Annotated in this window: 16 protein-coding genes; 10 read left to right on the forward strand and 6 right to left on the reverse strand. The window is 68.3% G+C overall.

Translation table 11 applies throughout. From position 1 onward, the window contains the following. Positions 1-22: 22 nt before the first annotated feature. Both ftsY and ACE3P2_RS14715 read left to right on the forward strand, forming a co-directional pair. Positions 23-1,117, forward strand: a complete 1,095-nt coding sequence (gene ftsY / locus ACE3P2_RS14710) for a signal recognition particle-docking protein FtsY (protein ID WP_374265754.1) — start codon at positions 23-25, stop codon at positions 1,115-1,117. A gap of 240 nt (positions 1,118-1,357) precedes the next feature. Beyond that, positions 1,358-2,005: a hypothetical protein gene (locus ACE3P2_RS14715; RefSeq protein ID WP_374265756.1), complete on the forward strand. Its 648-nt coding sequence runs from the start codon at positions 1,358-1,360 to the stop codon at positions 2,003-2,005. 108 nt (positions 2,006-2,113) lie between these two features. On the opposite strand, the gene wecB is transcribed toward ACE3P2_RS14715, so the two are convergent. From wecB to rfbB, 5 genes are all read right to left on the reverse strand, one after another. Then, the gene (gene wecB, locus ACE3P2_RS14720) at positions 2,114-3,220 is read right to left on the reverse strand and encodes a non-hydrolyzing UDP-N-acetylglucosamine 2-epimerase (protein ID WP_374265758.1); all 1,107 of its coding nucleotides are present in this window, start codon (positions 3,218-3,220) and stop codon (positions 2,114-2,116) included. A 110-nt stretch (positions 3,221-3,330) separates the two neighbouring features. Continuing rightward, entirely contained in the window at positions 3,331-3,885 is a 555-nt protein-coding gene (rfbC, locus tag ACE3P2_RS14725; RefSeq protein ID WP_374265760.1) for a dTDP-4-dehydrorhamnose 3,5-epimerase, read from the reverse strand. Next, entirely contained in the window at positions 3,885-4,769 is an 885-nt protein-coding gene (gene rfbA, locus ACE3P2_RS14730) for a glucose-1-phosphate thymidylyltransferase RfbA (RefSeq protein WP_374265809.1), read from the reverse strand. The genes rfbC and rfbA overlap by 1 nt, the downstream gene beginning before the upstream one ends. 11 nt (positions 4,770-4,780) lie before the next feature. Beyond that, positions 4,781-5,680 (reverse strand): dTDP-4-dehydrorhamnose reductase, encoded by a 900-nt coding sequence (gene rfbD, locus ACE3P2_RS14735; RefSeq protein WP_374265762.1) that lies wholly within the window; start codon positions 5,678-5,680, stop codon positions 4,781-4,783. A 14-nt stretch (positions 5,681-5,694) separates the two neighbouring features. Continuing rightward, on the reverse strand, positions 5,695-6,756 hold the full coding sequence (gene rfbB / locus ACE3P2_RS14740) for a dTDP-glucose 4,6-dehydratase (protein WP_374265764.1): 1,062 nt from the start codon (positions 6,754-6,756) through the stop codon (positions 5,695-5,697). Positions 6,757-6,958: 202 nt separating this feature from the next. Here rfbB and ACE3P2_RS14745 point away from each other — a divergent pair, with 202 nt between their 5' ends. The 6 genes from ACE3P2_RS14745 (at position 6,959) to ACE3P2_RS14770 (ending at position 14,488) form a co-directional block, all read left to right on the forward strand. Further along, a complete protein-coding gene (locus ACE3P2_RS14745; RefSeq protein WP_374265766.1) occupies positions 6,959-8,905 on the forward strand; it encodes a CHASE domain-containing protein in 1,947 nt (648 codons plus the stop codon). Between the two features lie 39 nt (positions 8,906-8,944). Beyond that, positions 8,945-10,387: a pyruvate kinase gene (gene pyk, locus ACE3P2_RS14750; RefSeq protein ID WP_374265768.1), complete on the forward strand. Its 1,443-nt coding sequence runs from the start codon at positions 8,945-8,947 to the stop codon at positions 10,385-10,387. A gap of 122 nt (positions 10,388-10,509) precedes the next feature. Then, a complete protein-coding gene (gene fba, locus ACE3P2_RS14755) occupies positions 10,510-11,574 on the forward strand; it encodes a class II fructose-bisphosphate aldolase (protein ID WP_374265770.1) in 1,065 nt (354 codons plus the stop codon). A 93-nt stretch (positions 11,575-11,667) separates the two neighbouring features. After that, on the forward strand, positions 11,668-12,045 hold the full coding sequence (locus ACE3P2_RS14760; protein ID WP_374265772.1) for a hypothetical protein: 378 nt from the start codon (positions 11,668-11,670) through the stop codon (positions 12,043-12,045). 133 nt (positions 12,046-12,178) lie between these two features. Then, the gene (locus ACE3P2_RS14765; protein ID WP_374265774.1) at positions 12,179-13,480 is read left to right on the forward strand and encodes a DUF3422 family protein; all 1,302 of its coding nucleotides are present in this window, start codon (positions 12,179-12,181) and stop codon (positions 13,478-13,480) included. Between the two features lie 75 nt (positions 13,481-13,555). Next, positions 13,556-14,488, forward strand: a complete 933-nt coding sequence (locus ACE3P2_RS14770; RefSeq protein WP_374265776.1) for a phosphoribosylaminoimidazolesuccinocarboxamide synthase — start codon at positions 13,556-13,558, stop codon at positions 14,486-14,488. Positions 14,489-14,565: 77 nt separating this feature from the next. Here the strand turns inward: ACE3P2_RS14770 and ACE3P2_RS14775 are convergent, their stop codons facing one another. Continuing rightward, positions 14,566-15,417 (reverse strand): HDOD domain-containing protein, encoded by an 852-nt coding sequence (locus ACE3P2_RS14775; protein ID WP_374265778.1) that lies wholly within the window; start codon positions 15,415-15,417, stop codon positions 14,566-14,568. 168 nt (positions 15,418-15,585) lie between these two features. On the opposite strand from ACE3P2_RS14775, the gene ACE3P2_RS14780 reads away from it, so the two are divergent. Both ACE3P2_RS14780 and ACE3P2_RS14785 read left to right on the forward strand, forming a co-directional pair. Continuing rightward, a complete protein-coding gene (locus ACE3P2_RS14780) occupies positions 15,586-17,655 on the forward strand; it encodes a M3 family metallopeptidase (RefSeq protein ID WP_374265780.1) in 2,070 nt (689 codons plus the stop codon). Next, positions 17,652-18,125, forward strand: coding sequence for a DUF4124 domain-containing protein (locus ACE3P2_RS14785; RefSeq protein ID WP_374265782.1), 474 nt, complete (start codon positions 17,652-17,654; stop codon positions 18,123-18,125). The genes ACE3P2_RS14780 and ACE3P2_RS14785 overlap by 4 nt, the downstream gene beginning before the upstream one ends. The last annotated feature ends 101 nt before the right edge of the window (positions 18,126-18,226 follow it).

The raw sequence follows: 18,226 nt of genomic DNA on the forward strand, positions 1-18,226 counted from the left end.
CCACTTTCTGACCCGGCACCCCATGTTTGGTTTCCTGAAGAAAACCCTCAAGGGCGGCGACACGCCGCCCGCAGCGCCCACTCCGGAGCCCACCGTGGCCCCGCAGGCGGCTGCGCCCCTCCCCGTCGTGCCGCCCGCGCCGGCCCCCGCCGCCACACCCGAGCCCGAAAAGAAGCGCTCCTGGATGGATCGCCTGCGCTCGGGCCTGGCGCGCACCCGCGAGCAGATCGGCGGCGGTCTCGGCGGGCTCACCAGCCTGTTCTCGCGGCGCAAGATCGACGAGGAACTCCTCGAAGAACTCGAGACCACCCTGCTGATGGCCGACTGCGGCGTCGAGGCCACCCAGCACCTGCTCAAGGAACTGCGCCTGCGCTGGAAGCGCGACAAGCTCGAGACCGCCGACCAGCTCCAGGGCGCGCTGGCCGAGGGCCTGCTGGCCATCCTCCAGCCCCTCGAGCGGCCTCTCGAGATCAGCGGCCACAAGCCCTACATCATCATGATCGCGGGCGTGAACGGCTCGGGCAAGACGACCTCCATCGGCAAGCTCGCCAAGCACTTCCAGAACCAGGGCAAGAGCGTGCTGCTGGCCGCCGGCGACACCTTCCGCGCCGCCGCCCGCGAGCAGCTCATGACCTGGGGCGAGCGCAACGGCGTGGCCGTCATCGCCCAGGAATCCGGCGATCCGGCGGCGGTGGTGTTCGACGCCATCAACGCCGCCCGCGCCCGCAACATCGACATCGTGCTGGCCGACACCGCCGGCCGCCTCCCCACCCAGCTGCACCTGATGGAAGAAATCGCCAAGGTGCGCCGGGTGATCCAGAAGGCCGAGCCCTCCGGCCCCCACGAAGTCCTGCTGGTGCTCGACGCCAACATCGGCCAGAACGCGCTGCAGCAGGTCAAGGCCTTCGACGCCGCCATCGGCGTCACGGGCCTCGTGCTCACCAAGCTCGACGGCACCGCCAAGGGCGGCGTGGTGGCCGCCATTGCCCGCCAGAGCCCCAAGCCGCTGCGCTTCATCGGCGTCGGCGAGCAGATCGACGACCTGCAGACCTTCCGCGCCAGGGAGTTCGTGGACGCCCTGTTCGTCCCCGTCGGCGGCACCAGCCCCGACGCCTGAGCGCGCCCCACCGCCACGGGTCGTCCGCCAGCTGCGGCGACCCGTCGCGCCCCGCTTCCGCCTTCTCCCCGATCTCCGCACCGCCCCTCTAATCCGCCGTGCACGGGCGCGCCGCGTCGCCTATTCTTTCTGAATGAAGGGGCGACGCCGACGACATCTGCGCCCCCGCCCAGGAGAGTCGCGGATGCCCCCTGCCGCCAGCCCGCCCGTTCCATCTGCGTGGGCCACCGCGCCGGCGGCGTGCTGTTCCACCTCCGCCCCGACGCCCTCGATGCGCGCCGGGCGGCCGCCCGCGACGCCACCCTGGCCCGCCTCGGCAGCTACCGCACCGCCTACGGCAAACTCAGCCAGGGGCAGGTGGATGGACTCAACAGCCTGCTCGCCGCCCTCGAGGACGCCGCCGCGGTGACCGACCTGCGCGCCGCCGCCTACATGCTGGCCACGGTCAAGCACGAATGCGCCGACACCTGGCCGCCGGTGGTGGAACGAGGCCCGCGCAGCTATTTCAACCAGTACGACGCCGGCACCGCGCTGGGCAAGCGGCTCGGCAACACCCAGCCGGGCGACGGCTACCGCTTCCGGGGACGCGGCTACGTGCAGATCACCGGCCGCACCAACTACGACCGCCTGGGCAGCGCCCTCGGCATGGACCACCCGTTGATGCAGAACCCCGAACTGACGCTCGATCCGGCGGTGGCCTACCGGATCATGTCCCACGGGATGCGCAAGGGCGGCTTCACGGGCAAGAAGCTGTCCGATTACATCAGCGAAACCGGCTGCGATTACTTCAACGCACGCCGCATCATCAACGGCCTGGACCAGGCCGCGCGGATCCAGAGCTGCGCAGGCGCCCTGGAGGGCGTGCTGCGGGCGAGCGTCCAGACCTGACCTCACCTGCAGCACGCCCTGAATTTGCAACAAAAAAATCCCGATTGTTGCTCAACCAGCAACAATCGGGATTGGCTTCGCCACGGCCGGGCGCGATGCGCCCGAGGTTCAGGGCAGCAGGCGATCCAGTTCGGCGACGATGCGCTCGGCAGCCTTGCCGTCCCACAGCAGCGGGCGGCGGCCCTGCTTGCCCTGGCCGGCCAGCACCTTGGCGGCCTCTTTGATGACGGCGTCCGGGTTGGTGCCGACCAGCACGTTGCTGCCCTCGTCGACGGTCACCGGGCGCTCGGTGTTCTCGCGCAGGGTCAGGCAGGGCACGCCCAGCGCGGTGGTTTCTTCCTGCAGGCCGCCGCTGTCGGTCATGATCAGCGCGGCGTCCTTCCACAGGTTGAGGAATTCCATGTACGACTGGGGCTTGGTGAGCACCACGTTGGGGCCGAGGTCCAGCCCGAATTTTTCGAGGTTGCCGCGGGTGCGCGGGTGCACCGGGAAGATCAGCGGCAGGTCGGCAGCGATCTGCTTGAGCGCGCCGGCGATGCCGCGCAGATTGGCTTCGTCGTCCACGTTGGACGGGCGGTGCAGCGTGACCACGCCGTATTTGGCGTACTTGGCCTTGATGGCTTCGGTGTCCATGCCCGACTTGTCGGAGGCGTCGAGCTTGTCGCGCTGGAACAGCAGGTTGTCCACCATGACGTGACCCACGTGGAACACCACGTCCTGGCCCTTGCCCTCGCGCAGCAGGTTGTCCACGCCGGCGGGCTCGGTGCAGAAGAACCAGTCGGAGATGCTGTCGGTGACGAGGCGGTTGATCTCCTCGGGCATACGCATGTCGCCGCTGCGCAGGCCGGCCTCGACGTGGGCAACCGGAATGTCGAGCTTCTTGGCATCGATGGAGCAGGCCAGGGTCGAATTGACGTCGCCCACCACCAGCACGCAGTCGGGGCGGGCTTTCTGGCAGATTTCCTCGAAGGCCACCATGATCTTGGCGGTCTGGGTGGCGTGGCTGCCGCCGCCAGCCTCCAGGTGGTAGTCGGGCTTGGGAATGCCCAGCTCGTCGAAGAAGACGTCGCTCATTTCCCGGTCGTAGTGCTGGCCGGTGTGGATGATCTTGAACTCGAAGCGGTCGGCCCGGGCCTGCAGGGCACGCACGATCGGGGCGATCTTCATGAAGTTGGGACGCGCGCCGGCAACGAGGTAGATCAGCGAACGGGACATGCGGGGCTCCACAGGCAGGATGACAGGCGCGCATTATCGCGCGCCGGCCTCGGGCAATACGAAGAAATAGTTGTCAGATCGTCACGGCCCGCTGGCGGACCAGGATGCGCTCAGGCGAAGGTTTCGCACGCGGCCAGCGGCTTGCCGGCCACGTCCTTGGCCGACAGCAGCGGCGCGCCGTCCAGCAGGTGCAGCGGCCAGTCGACGGCCACCGTCGGATCGTTCCACAGCAGGCTGCGCTCGTGCTGCGGCGCGTAGTAGTCAGTGGTCTTGTAGAGGAAATCGGCCGAGTCGCTGGTGACCAGAAAGCCGTGGGCAAACCCCGGTGGCACCCAGAACTGGCGATTATTCTCCTCGGACAACTCGATGCCGACCCACTTGCCGAAGGTGGGCGAGGACTTGCGCAGGTCCACCGCCACGTCGAACACGCTGCCGCGGGTGACGCGCACGAGCTTGCCCTGGGCCTGCTCGATCTGGTAGTGCAGGCCGCGCAGCACGCCCCGGGCGGAGCGGGAATGGTTGTCCTGCACGAAGTCCACGTCGAGCCCGGTGGCCTCGCGAAAGGCCTTGGCGTTGAAGCTCTCCATGAAGAAGCCGCGAGCGTCGCCGAACACCTTGGGCTCGAGGACCAGCAGGCCGGGGATGGCGGTTTCGATGACCTTCATCAGAACACCTTCTCGTCGAGGATGCGCAGCAGGTACTGACCGTAGCCGTTCTTGGCGAGCGGGGCGGCGAGCTTCTGCAGGTGGGCGGCGTCGATCCAGCCGGCGCGCCAGGCGATCTCCTCGGGACAGGCGATCTTGAGGCCCTGGCGCTTCTCGATGGTCTGGATGAACAGGCTGGCCTCCAGCAGGCTCTCGTGGGTGCCGGTGTCGAGCCAGGCGTGGCCGCGGCCCATGACCTGCACGTCGAGCGCGCCCCAGTCGAGGTACTGGCGGTTCACGTCGGTGATCTCGAGTTCGCCGCGGGCGCCGGGCTTGAGGTGCTTGGCGATGTCGACGACGCGGTTGTCGTAGAAGTACAGCCCGGTGACCGCGTAGCGGCTCTTGGGCTGCTTGGGCTTCTCTTCGAGGCTGATCGCCCGGCCGGCTTCGTCGAACTCGACGACGCCGTAACGCTCGGGGTCATTCACCGGATAGGCGAACACGGTGGCGCCGTCGGCGTGGGCGCTCGCTTCGCGCAAGCCCGCGGCGAAGTCGTGGCCGTAGAACAGGTTGTCGCCAAGGACGAGGGCGCTCGGCCCGTTGCCGACGAAGTCCTCGCCGATCACGAAGGCCTGGGCGAGGCCGTCCGGGCTGGGCTGGACGGCGTACTGCAAATTGAGGCCCCACTGGCTGCCGTCGCCCAGCAGCTGCTGGAAGCGCGGCGTATCTTGCGGTGTGGAGATGACGAGGATGTCGCGGATGCCGGCCAGCATCAGGGTGCTGAGCGGGTAGTAGATCATCGGCTTGTCGTAGACCGGGATCAGCTGCTTGGAGACGGCCAGGGTGGCCGGGTGCAGCCGGGTGCCGGAGCCACCGGCGAGAATGATGCCTTTGCGTTGCATGATGGGGTTCTTTCTCAGTTCGGCAGGATTTCGGTGAGCATCCGCTCGACGCCACGCCGCCAGTCGGGCAGCACGAGACCGAAGGCCTGCTGCAGCTTGCGGGTATCGAGGCGGGAGTTGGCCGGGCGCGTCGCGGGGGTCGGGAAAGCGCTGGTGGGCACCGGGCGAACGGCGTCCGGGGCGACCTTGATCGGCTGGCCCTTGGCGCGGGCGAACTCGATGACGTGGCGGGCGTAGCCGTGCCAGGTGGTCTCGCCGCCGGCCGCGAGGTGGTAGGTGCCGGCGAGATCGGGGTTGGCGAGGGTCATGCGCGCGGCGTGGGCGGTGACGTCGGCGAGCAGTTCGGCGCCGGTGGGCGCGCCGTGCTGATCATCGATGATGGTGAGGACGTCGCGCTCGGCGGCGAGCTTGAGCATCGTCTTCGCGAAATTGCCGCCACGAGCCGCGTACACCCAGCTGGTGCGGAAGATGAGGTGGCGGCAGCCGCTGGCGCGGATGGCCTCCTCGCCCTCGAGCTTGGTGACGCCGTACACCGACAACGGGCCGGTGGGCGCGTCCTCGACCCACGGGGCCGTGCCGCGGCCGTCGAAGACGTAGTCGGTGGAGTAATGCACCAGCAGCGCGCCCAGGGCCGCGGCCTCGCGGGCCAGCACGCCGGGGGCCAGCGCGTTGATCGCGCGGGCGAGCCCGGGTTCGCTCTCGGCCTTGTCCACCGCCGTGTGCGCGGCGGCATTGACGATGAGGTCGGGGGCCACGGCGCGCACGGTGGCGGCGAGGCTTTCCGGGTGGGCGAAGTCGCCGGAGAGGCCGGGGGCGCCGTCGTGGTCGAGGGCGATCAGCTCACCGAGCGGAGCCAGGCTGCGCTGGAGTTCCCAGCCGACCTGGCCGTTCTTGCCGAGCAGAAGGATCTTCATGGGCGGGGCTTTCCTCAGGCGCGCTCGGCGTAGTTCTTCTCGACCCACTCGCGGTAGGCCCCGCTCTGCACGTGGGCCACCCATTCCTGGTTGGCGAGATACCACTCGACGGTCTTGCGGATGCCGGTTTGGAAGGTTTCGGCGGGACGCCAGCCCAGTGCGCGCTCGATCTTGCGGGCGTCGATGGCGTAGCGACGGTCGTGGCCGGGGCGGTCGGCCACGAAGGTGACGAGGCGGCTGTAGCTGCCGGCCGGATCGGGCTTGAGCTCGTCGAGCAGCGCACACAGGGTGTTCACGATCTCGATGTTGGGCTTCTCGTTCCAGCCGCCCACGTTGTAGACCTCGCCGGACGTGCCTTTTTCCAGGATCGCGCGGATGGCGCTGCAGTGGTCGGTGACGTACAGCCAGTCGCGGATCTGCTGGCCGTCGCCGTACACCGGCAGCGGCTTGCCGGCCAGCGCGTTGGCGATGATCAGCGGAATGAGCTTTTCCGGGAAGTGGTACGGGCCGTAGTTGTTGGAACAGTTGCTGGTGGTGACCGGCAGGCCGTAGGTGTGGTGCCAGGCACGCACGAGGTGGTCGGAGGCGGCCTTGCTGGCAGAGTACGGGCTGTTCGGCTCGTAGGTGTCGGTCTCGGTGAAGGCCGGGTCGTGGGGGCCGAGGGAGCCGTACACCTCGTCGGTGCTCACGTGGTGGAAGCGGAACGCGGCGCGGGCAGCGGCGTCGAGCCCCATCCAGTGGCCGCGGGCGGCTTCGAGGAGGGTGAAGGTGCCATTGACGTTGGTGCGGATGAAGTCGCCCGGGCCGTGGATGGAGCGGTCCACGTGGCTCTCGGCGGCGAAGTGGACGATGGCGCGGGGCTGGTGCTCGGCCAGCAGGCGGTCGACGAGGGCGCGGTCGCAGATGTCGCCCTGCACGAAGACGTGCCGCGCGTCGCCCTTGAGCGAGGCGAGGTTCTCGAGGTTGCCCGCGTAGGTGAGCGCGTCGAGGTTGACCACCGGCTCGTCGCAGGTGCGAAGCCAGTCCAGAACGAAATTTGCGCCGATGAAGCCCGCGCCGCCGGTAACCAGAATCATGGAAATCCTTGAAATGGACAATCGATTGCCCCGTTTGGGGCGATTCGTCAAATTATGACACCCCCGCATGGCCCGGGTCAGCCCCGCACGTGTGGCGGCAAGGCAACTTCCTGCGCAAAGCTGTATTGCGGCCGACGCCAAGTGGTTAGACTACTCGACTGACGATCCACAAAAAGCGTCGCTCGAGGGAGAAAAGCAAGTCATGAGGGCGTTCATCGGGGCAGACCCGCGCAGTCTGCTGCGCGCGACCATCCTGCCCATCGTCGTGGCAACCACGATCGCCGTGATCGTGGGCGGCATCGCTTTCGAGCGGATCGGCCGTGCCCACGCCGCGGCCCGGGAGAGTGCCTTCGTCCTCGAGACCAGCGAGATCGCGCTGAAGATCGAGGAGCGCTTCAAGGCCTACCGCCAGGTGCTGCGCAGCGCCCGCGCGCTGTTCGCGGCCTCCGAAGTCGTCACCCGCGCCGAATGGCGCGCCTACGTCACGGCCCTGCGCCTGCACGCCGACTACGCCGGCATCCAGGGCGTCGGCTTTGCCGAATACATCCCCGCCGGCGGCCTCGCCCGCCACGAGCAGCGCATCCGCGCCGAGGGCTTCCCCGACTACCGGGTCACGCCCCCCGGCGTGCGCGACGAATACGGCGCGATCGTCTTTCTCGAACCCTTCGACTGGCGCAACCAGCGCGCCTTCGGTTACGACATGCTGTCCGAGCCGGTGCGGCGCGAAGCCATGGAACGGGCGCGCAACCTGGGCGTCCCCGCACTCTCGGGCAAGGTGCGGCTGGTGCAGGAAACCAGCACCGACATCCAGGCCGGCGTGCTGCTGTATCTGCCGGTGTTCCGCCACGGAGCCCCCCTCGAGACCCAGCCGCAGCGCCTGCAGGCCTTCGTCGGCTGGATCTACAGCCCGTTCCGCCTCGGCGACCTGATCACCGGCACCCTCGGCGAATCCTCCAGCCGGGTCCGCATCTACGACGGGAACGAGACCACCGCCGCCAACCTGCTCTACGATTCCGCCCCCGAGCGCAGCGACGACGCCAGCGCCATGCAGCGCCACACCCTGCTCGAACTGGACAACCGGGTGTGGACGCTGACCTTCGACGCCCTGCCCGCCCCGGCCGAGGCCGCCGACGGCGAACTGGCCGAATACGCCGCGGTGGTGGCCATCGGCGCCTTGTTCGTGCTGCTCACCGCCTCGTTCTTCGCCGCGCGCCAGCGCGCCATCGCCCTCGACAAGATCGGCGAATCCCTGCGCGCCAGCGAGGCCCGCTACAGCACGCTGGTCAATCTCTCCCAGGACGGCATCGCGGCCCTCGACGCGAACCTCTGTTTCACCTTCCTCAACCCGCGCCTGATCGCCCTGCTCGGCTACCCCGAAGGCGCGATCATCGGCCGGCGCCTCGACAGCCTGTGGCCGACCGACGACCCGGGGCGCCGTCGCGCCCTCACCGCGCGCCTGCTGCGCGGCGAAGCCGCCACCTACGAACAGGAGCTGCGTCGCGGCGGCGGCGACACGCTCACCGCCATCGTCACCGACGCCCCCCACCTCGACGCCCACGGCCTGCTCCAGGGGGTGATCCTCACCATCACCGACATCTCCGAGCGCAAGGCCTCGGAACAGCGCATCCATTACCTGGCCACCCACGACACCCTCACCGGGCTGGCCAACCGGGCCAAGTTCCTCGACCAGATGGGCACCAGCCTGCTGCTCTCGATGCGCCATCGCACCCGCTTCGCGCTGCTGTTCCTCGACCTCGATCACTTCAAGGAGATCAACGACTCCCTCGGTCACGCCGCCGGCGACGTGCTGCTGATCGAGGCGGCGCGGCGGATGCAGCAATCCCTGCGCGCCAGCGACCTGCTCGCCCGCCAGGGCGGCGACGAGTTCATGATCCTGCTGCACGACATCCACTCGATGGAAGAGGCGCTCGCGGTCGCCGAAAAGATCCGCACCGCGATCAACCAGCCCTTCCTGCTCGACGGCCACGAGCGGCTCCTCTCGGTGAGCATCGGCATCGCCCTCTACCCCGAGGACGGCACCGACATCGAAACCCTCGCCCGCAGCGCCGACAGCGCCATGTACCGCAACAAGAGCGCCGGACGCAGCAGCGTCGGCACCTCACCTTCCGCGCCGCCGCAGGACGCCTGATCCCGCGCCGGCCCCACCCGCCACCTTCCCGGAGACCGCATGTCCCGCCACACCAAGATCGTCGCCACCCTCGGCCCCGCCTCGTCCGATCTCGCCATCCTCGAACGCCTGGTGCAGGCGGGCGTGGACGTGGTGCGCCTCAACTTCTCCCACGGCACCGCCGAAGACCACATCCGCCGCGCCGCCCAGGTGCGCGAAGCCGCCCTGCTGGCCGGCCGCCCGGTGGGTATCCTGGCCGACATGCAGGGCCCCAAGATCCGCGTCGGCAAGTTCGAGGCCGGCAAGATCGTGCTGCAGAAAGACGCCGAATTCATCCTCGACGCCCGCTGCGAACTGGGCAACGGCCAGCGCGTCGGCCTCGACTACAAGGACCTGCCCCGCGACGTGAAGCCCGGCGACGTGCTGCTGCTCGACGACGGCCGCCTCAAGCTGGGCGTCGAGCGCGTGCTCGGCCACGAGATCCACACCCGCGTGAAGGTCGGCGGCGAGCTCTCCAACCACAAGGGCATCAACCGTCAGGGCGGCGGCCTCACCGCGCCGGCCCTCACCGCCAAGGACATGGACGACATCAAGACCGCCGCGCAGATCGGCGTCGATTTCGTCGCCATCTCCTTCCCGAAGGGCTCGGCCGACATGTACATGGCGCGCCAGCTGCTGCGCGCCGCCGGCAGCGGCGCCGTGCTGATCGCCAAGATCGAGCGCACCGAGGCGGTCGCCAACTTGGACGAGATCCTCGACGCCTCCGACGGCATCATGGTGGCCCGCGGCGACCTGGCCGTCGAAGTGGGCGACGCCGCCGTGCCGGCCCTGCAGAAACGCATGATCCGCGCCGCCCGGGAGCGCAACAAGCTCGCCATCACCGCCACCCAGATGATGGAATCGATGATCCACAGCCCGGTGCCGACCCGCGCCGAGGTCTCCGACGTGGCCAACGCGGTGCTCGACGGCACCGACGCGGTGATGCTCTCGGCCGAAACCGCCTCCGGCAAGTTCCCGGTCGAGGTCGTCGAGGCCATGTCGCGCATCTGCCTCGAGGCCGAGAAGTCCGCCGAAGTCACGATGGACCGCGACTTCCTCGACCGCGTGTTCACGCGCATCGACCAGTCCATTGCCATGGCCGCCATGTGGACCGCCTACCACCTGAAGGTCAAGGCCATCGCCTCGCTCACGCAAACGGGCTCCACCGCCCTGTGGATGAGCCGCCTCAACAGCGGCGTGCCGATCTACGCCCTCACCCCCGAGACCACAGCCCGCAACCAGATGACCCTCTACCGCGAGGTCTATCCGCTGCTGATGTCGCAGGTGCACGGCGACCGCGACGTGATGCTCTGGGAAGCCGAGCAGATACTCCTCGAACAGGGCGTCGTCGATTACGGCGACCTCATCGTGCTGACCATCGGCGAGCCCATCGGCGCCCCCGGCGGCACCAACACCATGAAGATCGTCCGCGTCGGCGAGACCCCCAAGCCCGGCCCGGTGTGACCGGCAACACAAATTGGGAGACGCAGGCGCCTGCCGGTCGCGCAGGCGCCATGCCGGCTTGGTAGAATCCCGGTTTTTACGTCTATACCCGGCCGGGCTCCCGGCCCTCGGAGAGAAAAACCATGTCCCTCGTTTCCATGCGCCAGCTGCTCGACCACGCCGCCGAACACGGCTACGGTCTGCCCGCGTTCAACGTCAACAACCTCGAACAAGTCCAGGCCATCATGGAAGCGGCTGCGGAAACCGACAGCCCGGTGATCATGCAGGCCAGCGCCGGCGCCCGCAAATACGCCGGCGAAGCCTTCCTGCGCCACCTCATCGACGCCGCCGTCGAAGCCTACCCGCACATCCCGGTGGTCATGCACCAGGACCACGGCCAGTCCCCCGCCATCTGCATGGGCGCCATCCGCTCCGGCTTCTCGTCGGTGATGATGGACGGCTCCCTGATGGAAGACGGCAAGACCCCGTCCTCGTATGAATACAACGTTGACGTCACCCGTCGCGTCGTCGAGATGTCCCACGCCATCGGCGTGAGCGTCGAAGGCGAGCTGGGCTGCCTCGGCTCCCTCGAAACCGGCCAGGCCGGCGAAGAAGACGGCATCGGCGCCGAAGGCACCCTCGACCACGCCCAGATGCTGACCGACCCCGACCAGGCCGCCGACTTCGTCCGCCAGACCAACGTGGACGCCCTCGCCATCGCCATCGGCACCAGCCACGGCGCCTACAAGTTCACCCGCAAGCCCACCGGCGACATCCTCGCCATCGAGCGCATCAAGGAAATCAACGCCCGCATCCCCAACACCCACCTGGTGATGCACGGCTCCTCCTCGGTGCCGCAGGAGCTGCTGGAAATCATCCGCGAGTACGGCGGCGACATGAAGGAAACCTACGGCGTGCCGGTCGAAGAGATCGTCCGCGGCATCAAGTACGGCGTGCGCAAGATCAACATCGACACCGACATCCGCCTCGCCATGACCGGCGCGATCCGCAAGTTCTTCGTCGAGAACCCCTCCAAGTTCGACCCGCGCGAGTTCCTCAAGCCCGCCCGCGAAGCCGCCAAGCTGGTCTGCAAGGCCCGCTTCGAAGCCTTCGGCACCGCCGGCAACGCCAGCAAGATCAAGCCGATCGGCCTCGACAAGATCGCCGCGAGCTACAAGAGCGGCGCCCTCAACCAGGTCATCCGCTAAGCCGTCGCCGCCGTCCGGGCACTTCGCCCGGATGCGCGTGTCAGAATCGGGGCCGGAAATTCCGGCCCCTTTTCGTTTCTGGAGACATCCCCGATGCCCGTACCCTGGTCCGCCCTGTTCAGCGCCATTCCCTGGGGCGAGGTGATCGCCAGAGCCCCCGAAGTCGCCCAGGGCGCACGCAAGCTGTGGCAGAAGGTCGGCAAACGCGAGGCGCCGACCGGCGCTCCCGCCCCATCCCCCGCCATCACGCCCGAGGCGCGCATCGCCGAACTCGAATCGCAGCTCCTCACCGTCACGCGCCGCCAGCAGGAAAGCGCTGAACTGCTCGCCAGCCTCGCCGAGCAGAACGCCGACCTGGTGCGCGCCACCGAAGAGCTGCGCGCCCGCGTGCGCCAGCTCGGCATCGCCAGCGCCGTGCTGGGCGTCGGCCTGATCGCCGCGTTCATCGCCGTGGCCCTCCGCACAGGCTAAATTGTTGCACCGCAACAACGCAGCGTGACGGGTGCCACGCCTGCGGGTTTCCCCGTTCTTGCCAGTCCGCCTGCCGTAACGGCAAGATGGCCGCTCGACCCTCTGCCGGCGGCCCGCGCCGATCCCTGCCACCATGACCCTGCCCGACTACTTCGCCGAGCACGACCTGCGTCAGGCCCTCAACGACGAATTCCACGCCCGCCCCCCGGTGCCGCTGGAGAGCCCCACGCTCATCAGCTACATCGCGATGCACCACGAAGGCGTCGCCCCGGGCGAGGGGCTGCAGCACCTGATCGATCTGGGCGCCCGACTCGGCCAGCCCATCGACGCGGAAGGCAGCCACCGGCTCATCGATTTTGGCCATTTCCAGCTCAAGTGGGAACTCCACAACGAGTTCGCCAGCTACACCTTCTTTCGCCCGATCGCCCACGGCGAGGGGCTCGACGCGCCCACCACCGCCCTCGCCGTGGTGCCCCAGGACTGGCTGCGCCGGATGCCCGGCAAGCTGATCGTCGCGACCCACCTCGAGCTGCGTAACGCCGCCGAGGTGACGCCCGAGAGCGTGATGGCCACGCTCTCCCCCACCAGCAGGCAGATGGTCGGCGCCAAGGTGGCCGACGGGGCCGCGTGGGTGTTCACCGACTTCCTGTTCGAGGACGGCTTCTCGCGCCTCCTGATCATCGACGTGTCGCTGACCCGCCGCCAGGCCGGTCGCACCGTGCAACGCCTGGTCGAGATCGAGACCTACCGCCTGATGGCGCTGCTCGCCTTCCCGATCGCCAAGGAAGTCGGCCGCCTGATCGGCGCCGCCGAACAGCGCCTCGCCGACCTGATGGACCGCACCGGCTCCGCCCGCTCGCCCGAGGACGAACGCGGCGTGCTGGCCGACCTCACCACCATGGCCGCCGAAGTCGAACACTCGGTGGCCCGCACCACCTTCCGTTTCGGCGCTGCGCGGGCCTATCACAGCCTCGTCATGCAGCGCATCGAGGAGCTGCGCGAACAGCGCATCTCCGGCCTGCCCACGTTCCACGAATTCATGGAACGCCGCCTGCTGCCGGCGATGAACACCTGCGTCACGATGGCCCGCCGGCAGGAAGACCTCTCCAGCCGCGTCGCCCGCAACAGCCAGCTGCTGCGCACCCGCGTCGAGGTCGAGCTGGAACGCCAGAACCAGGAACTTCTGGCCCAGATGAACCGCCGCGCCAAGCTCCAGCTACACCTGCAGGAAACCGTCGAGGGCCTGTCGGTGGTGGCCATCACCTACTACGCGTCGCAGCTCGTGCAGTACCTCGCCAAGGGCGTCAAGCACCAGATCGAGCCCTTCACACCGGAGGGCCTCACCGCCGCGGCGATCCCGGTGATCGCGCTGTTCGTCGCGCTGGGCACCCGGCGCATGCGCAAGCACCTCGCCGCCGCCGAAGCCGGGCACTGAGACCGGCGGCCTCCGCCGCTCGTCATGCCCACCCCTCGCCGCTATAATTTCGTTTTGTCCAACGGACTTGTGACCGTGACCACTCCGCTCTTCGAATCCTCCATCCGCAGTCTGCCCCTCCTCGGCCGTGGCAAGGTGCGCGACATCTACGCCATCGACGCCGACAAGCTGCTCATCGTCACCTCCGACCGCCTGTCGGCCTTCGACGTGATCCTGCCGGACCCGATCCCGAAGAAAGGCGAAGTGCTCACCGCCATGGCCAGCTTCTGGTTCGCCCGCCTCGGCCACATCGTCCCCAACCAGCTCACCGGCATCGACCCCGAAACCGTCGTCGCCGCCGACGAGCGCGAGCAGGTGCGCGGCCGCGCGCTGGTGGTCAAGCGCCTCACCCCGCTGCCGATCGAGGCCGTGGTGCGGGGCTACGTGATCGGCTCCGGCTGGAAGGATTATCAAGACACCGGCGCCATCTGCGGCATTGCGCTCCCCGCCGGCCTGCAGCAGGCCCAGAAGCTCCCCGCCCCGATCTTCACCCCGGCCAGCAAGGCCGACGTGGGCGATCACGACGAGAACATCAGCTTCGAGCAGGCCCAGGCCCGCACCGACGCCCTCCTCGCCGACGCCCTCAAGGGCACCGGCAAGACCGGCGCCCAGCTCGTCGCCGAAGCCCGTGACGCCGCCATCGCGCTGTATTCCCAGGCCGCCGACTACGCCGCCACCCGCGGCATCATCATCGCCGACACCAAGTTCGAGTTCGGCATCGACGCCGCCGGCACCTTGCACCTCATCGACGAAGCCCTGACGCCGGACTCCTCCCGCTTCTGGCCCGCCGACAGCTACGCCGTGGGCATCAGCCCCCCGAGCTACGACAAGCAGTACGTGCGCGACTACCTCGAGACCCTCGACTGGGGCAAGGTCGCCCCCGGCCCCAAGCTGCCCGCCGAAGTCGTCGAGCGCACCGCCGCCAAGTACGTCGAAGCCTACGAGAAGCTCACCGGCCAGAGCCTCTGAGTCCGGCGCATCCGGCGCCCCAAAGCAACAACCCGCCAGCTGGCGGGTTGTTTCGTTCACGGACGCTGCGGCGCCGTTCAGCCGACGCCGAACAGATCCATCATCGCCTGCCGCTCCTCGACGGATTCGGCCAGCACCTCCGCGAGGCGCACCTCGTCGAGCCCCAGGGTCGCCGCCTTGGCCAGGCCGGTGCGGAAATCCTCGTTCTCGGGCGAGAACGGATTGCGCGTCTCGGCGATCAGGTTGGCCACGAAGATCAGGTCGGGGATCGAATCGGGCGGCCACACGCCACCGTACAGCTCGGGGTCGTCCACCGCATCCACCAGCGCCTGCGGCATGTTCATCGCCGCCAGCACCGCCCGCCCGATCGGCGCGTGCCAGACCCGCACCAGATCCGACAAGGGGCTGTCGTCCTTCAGCATCTCCGGGTATTCCCACACCCGCGCCAGCAGGAAGAACTGGCCGATGTCGTGAACCATCCCGGCGAAGAAGGCCGCGTCCTTGTCGAGCTTGGTGAAGCGCCGCGCCAGCACCGAGGCCGTCGCCGCCACATCCACGCAATGCGCCCACAGCTTGCGGATCATCGGCTGGAAAGGCCCCAGCACATCGCGGTGGATCAGTTGCTCCGCCGCCACCGCCATGGCCAGCGCCCGCAGCTTGCCGAAGCCGATGCGCACCAGCGCCTTCGGCACGTCGGTCACCAGCCGGCCGCCCGGGTTGTACCAGGCCGAGTTGGCCAGCGCCACGGTGCGCGCCGCCAGCAACGGCTCGGCCGACACCATGGCCGACATCCGGCCCAGATCCATGTCCGGATCGTCTAGCGCCTCCAGCACGCGCATGGTCACTTCCAGCGACGTGGGGAAGCGCAGCTCGCCGTCCTCCAGCTCCTGCGAGATCGTGTGCAGGAACGCCTGTTCGTTCAGATTCAACGCCTTGTCAGTCACGCAATACCCCTTTTTCAGCACCCGTTCCGGCGCCCGTCAGCGGGCCTCGGCATCCGATCATCCTGCCCTATCCGCCACATAGGCGACACCCCGCGCGGAATTCGGCAAAATGAAACCACTCAAACGTATCTCACCCAACATTTTCCGACGACGATGACCACCACCCCCGCCACTTCGCCACTCCTCGAATTCTCCGGCCTGCCGCGCTTCGACGCGATCACGCCGGCCCACGTCGAGCCCGCCGTCCGCAGCCTCCTCGAGGCCCTGCGCGCCACCGTCCAACGCCTTCAGGACGACCCCGCGCCGGCCACCTGGGACAGCTTCGTCGAACCCATCGAGAACGACGGCGAGCGTCTGGGCCGCGCCTGGGGCATCGCCGCGCACATGCACAGCGTCATGGACACGCCCGAATGGCGCGAGGCCTACAACGCGATGTTGCCGGAGGTCACACGTTTTTACGCCGAATTGGGGCAAAACCTTAAGCTTTTCGAAAAATATAAATCGATCCGGAATAGCCCCGAGTTCGCCACCCTCAGCCCGGCCCGCCAGCGCATCATCGACAACGAGCTGCGCGGCTTCCGCCTCTCCGGGGCCGAACTGCCCGACGACCAGAAGCCCCGCTTCCAGGAAATCCAGGAAGAAATGGCCGGTCTCGGCGCCAAGTTCTCCGAGAACCTGCTCGACGCCACCAACGCCTTCAGCCACGTCGTCACCGACGAAGCCGAACTCGCCGGCCTGCCCGCCGACGTGATCGCCGCCGCGCGTGAAGCTGCCGAGAAGACCGGCATCGCGGGCTGGAAGTTCAGCCTCAAGATGCCTTCCTACCTGCCGGTGATGCAGTACGCCGACAGCCGAGCGCTGCGCGCCACCCTCTACCGCGCCTACGCCACCCGCGCCGCCGAGATCGACAACGGCTTCTCGAAACCCGAATGGGACAACGGCCCGCTCATCGCCCAGCTGCTCGCCCTGCGCGCCGAAGAGGCCCGGATGCTCGGCTACCGTCACTACGCCGACGTCTCGCTGGTGCCCAAGATGGCCGAATCCACCGAGCAGGTGCTCGGCTTCCTGCGCGAACTCGCCGTCAAGGCCAAGCCCTTCGCCGAGCGCGACCTCGAAGAACTCAAGGCCTTCGCCAAGACCGAGCTGCAGCTCGACCCGCTCGAGCCCTGGGATGTGGCCTACGTCTCCGAAAAGCTCCGGGTGGCCCGCTACGCCTTCTCCGAGCAGGAAGTGAAGGAATACCTGCCCGAACCCAAGGTGCTCGCCGGGCTGTTCAAGGTCGTCGAAAAGCTCTACCAGGTGCGCATCGCCCCGGACACCGGCCCGGTATGGCACCCCGACGTGCGCTTCTTCCGCATCGAGCGCGACGGCGCCCTCATCGGCCAGTTCTACCTCGACCTCTACGCCCGCGACACCAAGAAGGGCGGCGCCTGGATGGATTCGGCGATCACCCGCCGCCGCGTCGGCGACGCCGTCGAGACGCCGGTCGCCTACCTCGTCTGCAACTTCCCCGGCCCGGTGGGCGGCAAGCCCGCCACCTTCAGCCACGACGACGTGATCACCCTCTTCCACGAGACCGGCCACGGCCTGCACCACCTGCTGACGCGGGTCGACGATCTCGCGGTGTCGGGCATCCACGGCGTCGAGTGGGACGCCGTCGAGCTGCCCAGCCAGTTCATGGAAAACTTCTGCTGGGAATGGGACGTGGTGCGCGAAATGACCGCCCACGCCGAGACGGGCGCACCGCTGCCGCGCGAACTCTTCGACAAGATGCTGGCCGCCAAGAACTTCCAGAGCGGGATGCAGACCGTGCGCCAGCTCGAGTTCTCGCTGTTCGACCTGCTGCTGCACATGGATTTCGACCCTGCCAGCCAGCGCGTCATGGATCTGCTCGCCGAGGTGCGCAAGGAAGTCGCGGTGCTGGTGCCGCCCGAGTGGCACCGCTTCCCCAACAGCTTCAGCCACATCTTCGCCGGCGGCTACGCGGCGGGCTACTACAGCTACAAGTGGGCCGAGGTGCTCTCCGCCGACGCCTTCGCCGCCTTCGAGGAAAGCGGCCGCCCGAAGGGCTCGGTGCTCGACGCCGAAACCGGCGAGCGCTTCTGGAACGAAATCCTCGCTGTCGGCGGCAGCCGCCCGGCGCTCGACTCGTTCAAGGCCTTCCGCGGCCGGGAACCGCAGGTCGATGCGCTCCTGCGCCACAGCGGCATGGTGGGCGCATGAGCCCCCGCCGCCGCCTCGCCGCCGCGCTGCTCCTCGCCGCCGCCCTGCCGGCGGCGGCCGAGACCGCCTACCGCTGGGTCGACAAGAGCGGCCACGTCCAGTACAGCGACCAGCCGCCCCCCCAGGACGTGCGCAAGTTCGAGGAGCGCAAGGTCCAGTCCAACCAGGGCAACACCCAGCTCCCTTATGCCACCCGCAAGGCCGCCGAGACCTTCCCGGTCACGCTGTACACCGGGCGCGACTGCGGAAAGCCCTGCGACGACGGGCGGGCACTGCTCGCCGCCCGGGGCGTGCCGTTCTCCGAGACCAAGCTCGAAACCGCCGAGGGCGTGGCCGACTTCAAGAAGCGCTTCGGCAAGGAGCCCTTCGTGCCCACCCTCACCGTCGGCCGCGAACTCGAATCGGGTTTTTCCACCACCGCCTGGAACGCCCTGCTCGACAACGCCGGCTATCCCGCGGGCAAGCGCTGACCCCGTCAAAATACGACTTTCGGCATATTGTGGGGACGCCCGCCGGAGCCCAGAATATTCCCTGAACCCCGGCATTCGTCCGGGGGCCTTCAGGGAGTTCC

It is taken from the genome of Zoogloea sp. (assembly GCF_041911615.1).
Classification (GTDB): domain Bacteria; phylum Pseudomonadota; class Gammaproteobacteria; order Burkholderiales; family Rhodocyclaceae; genus Zoogloea.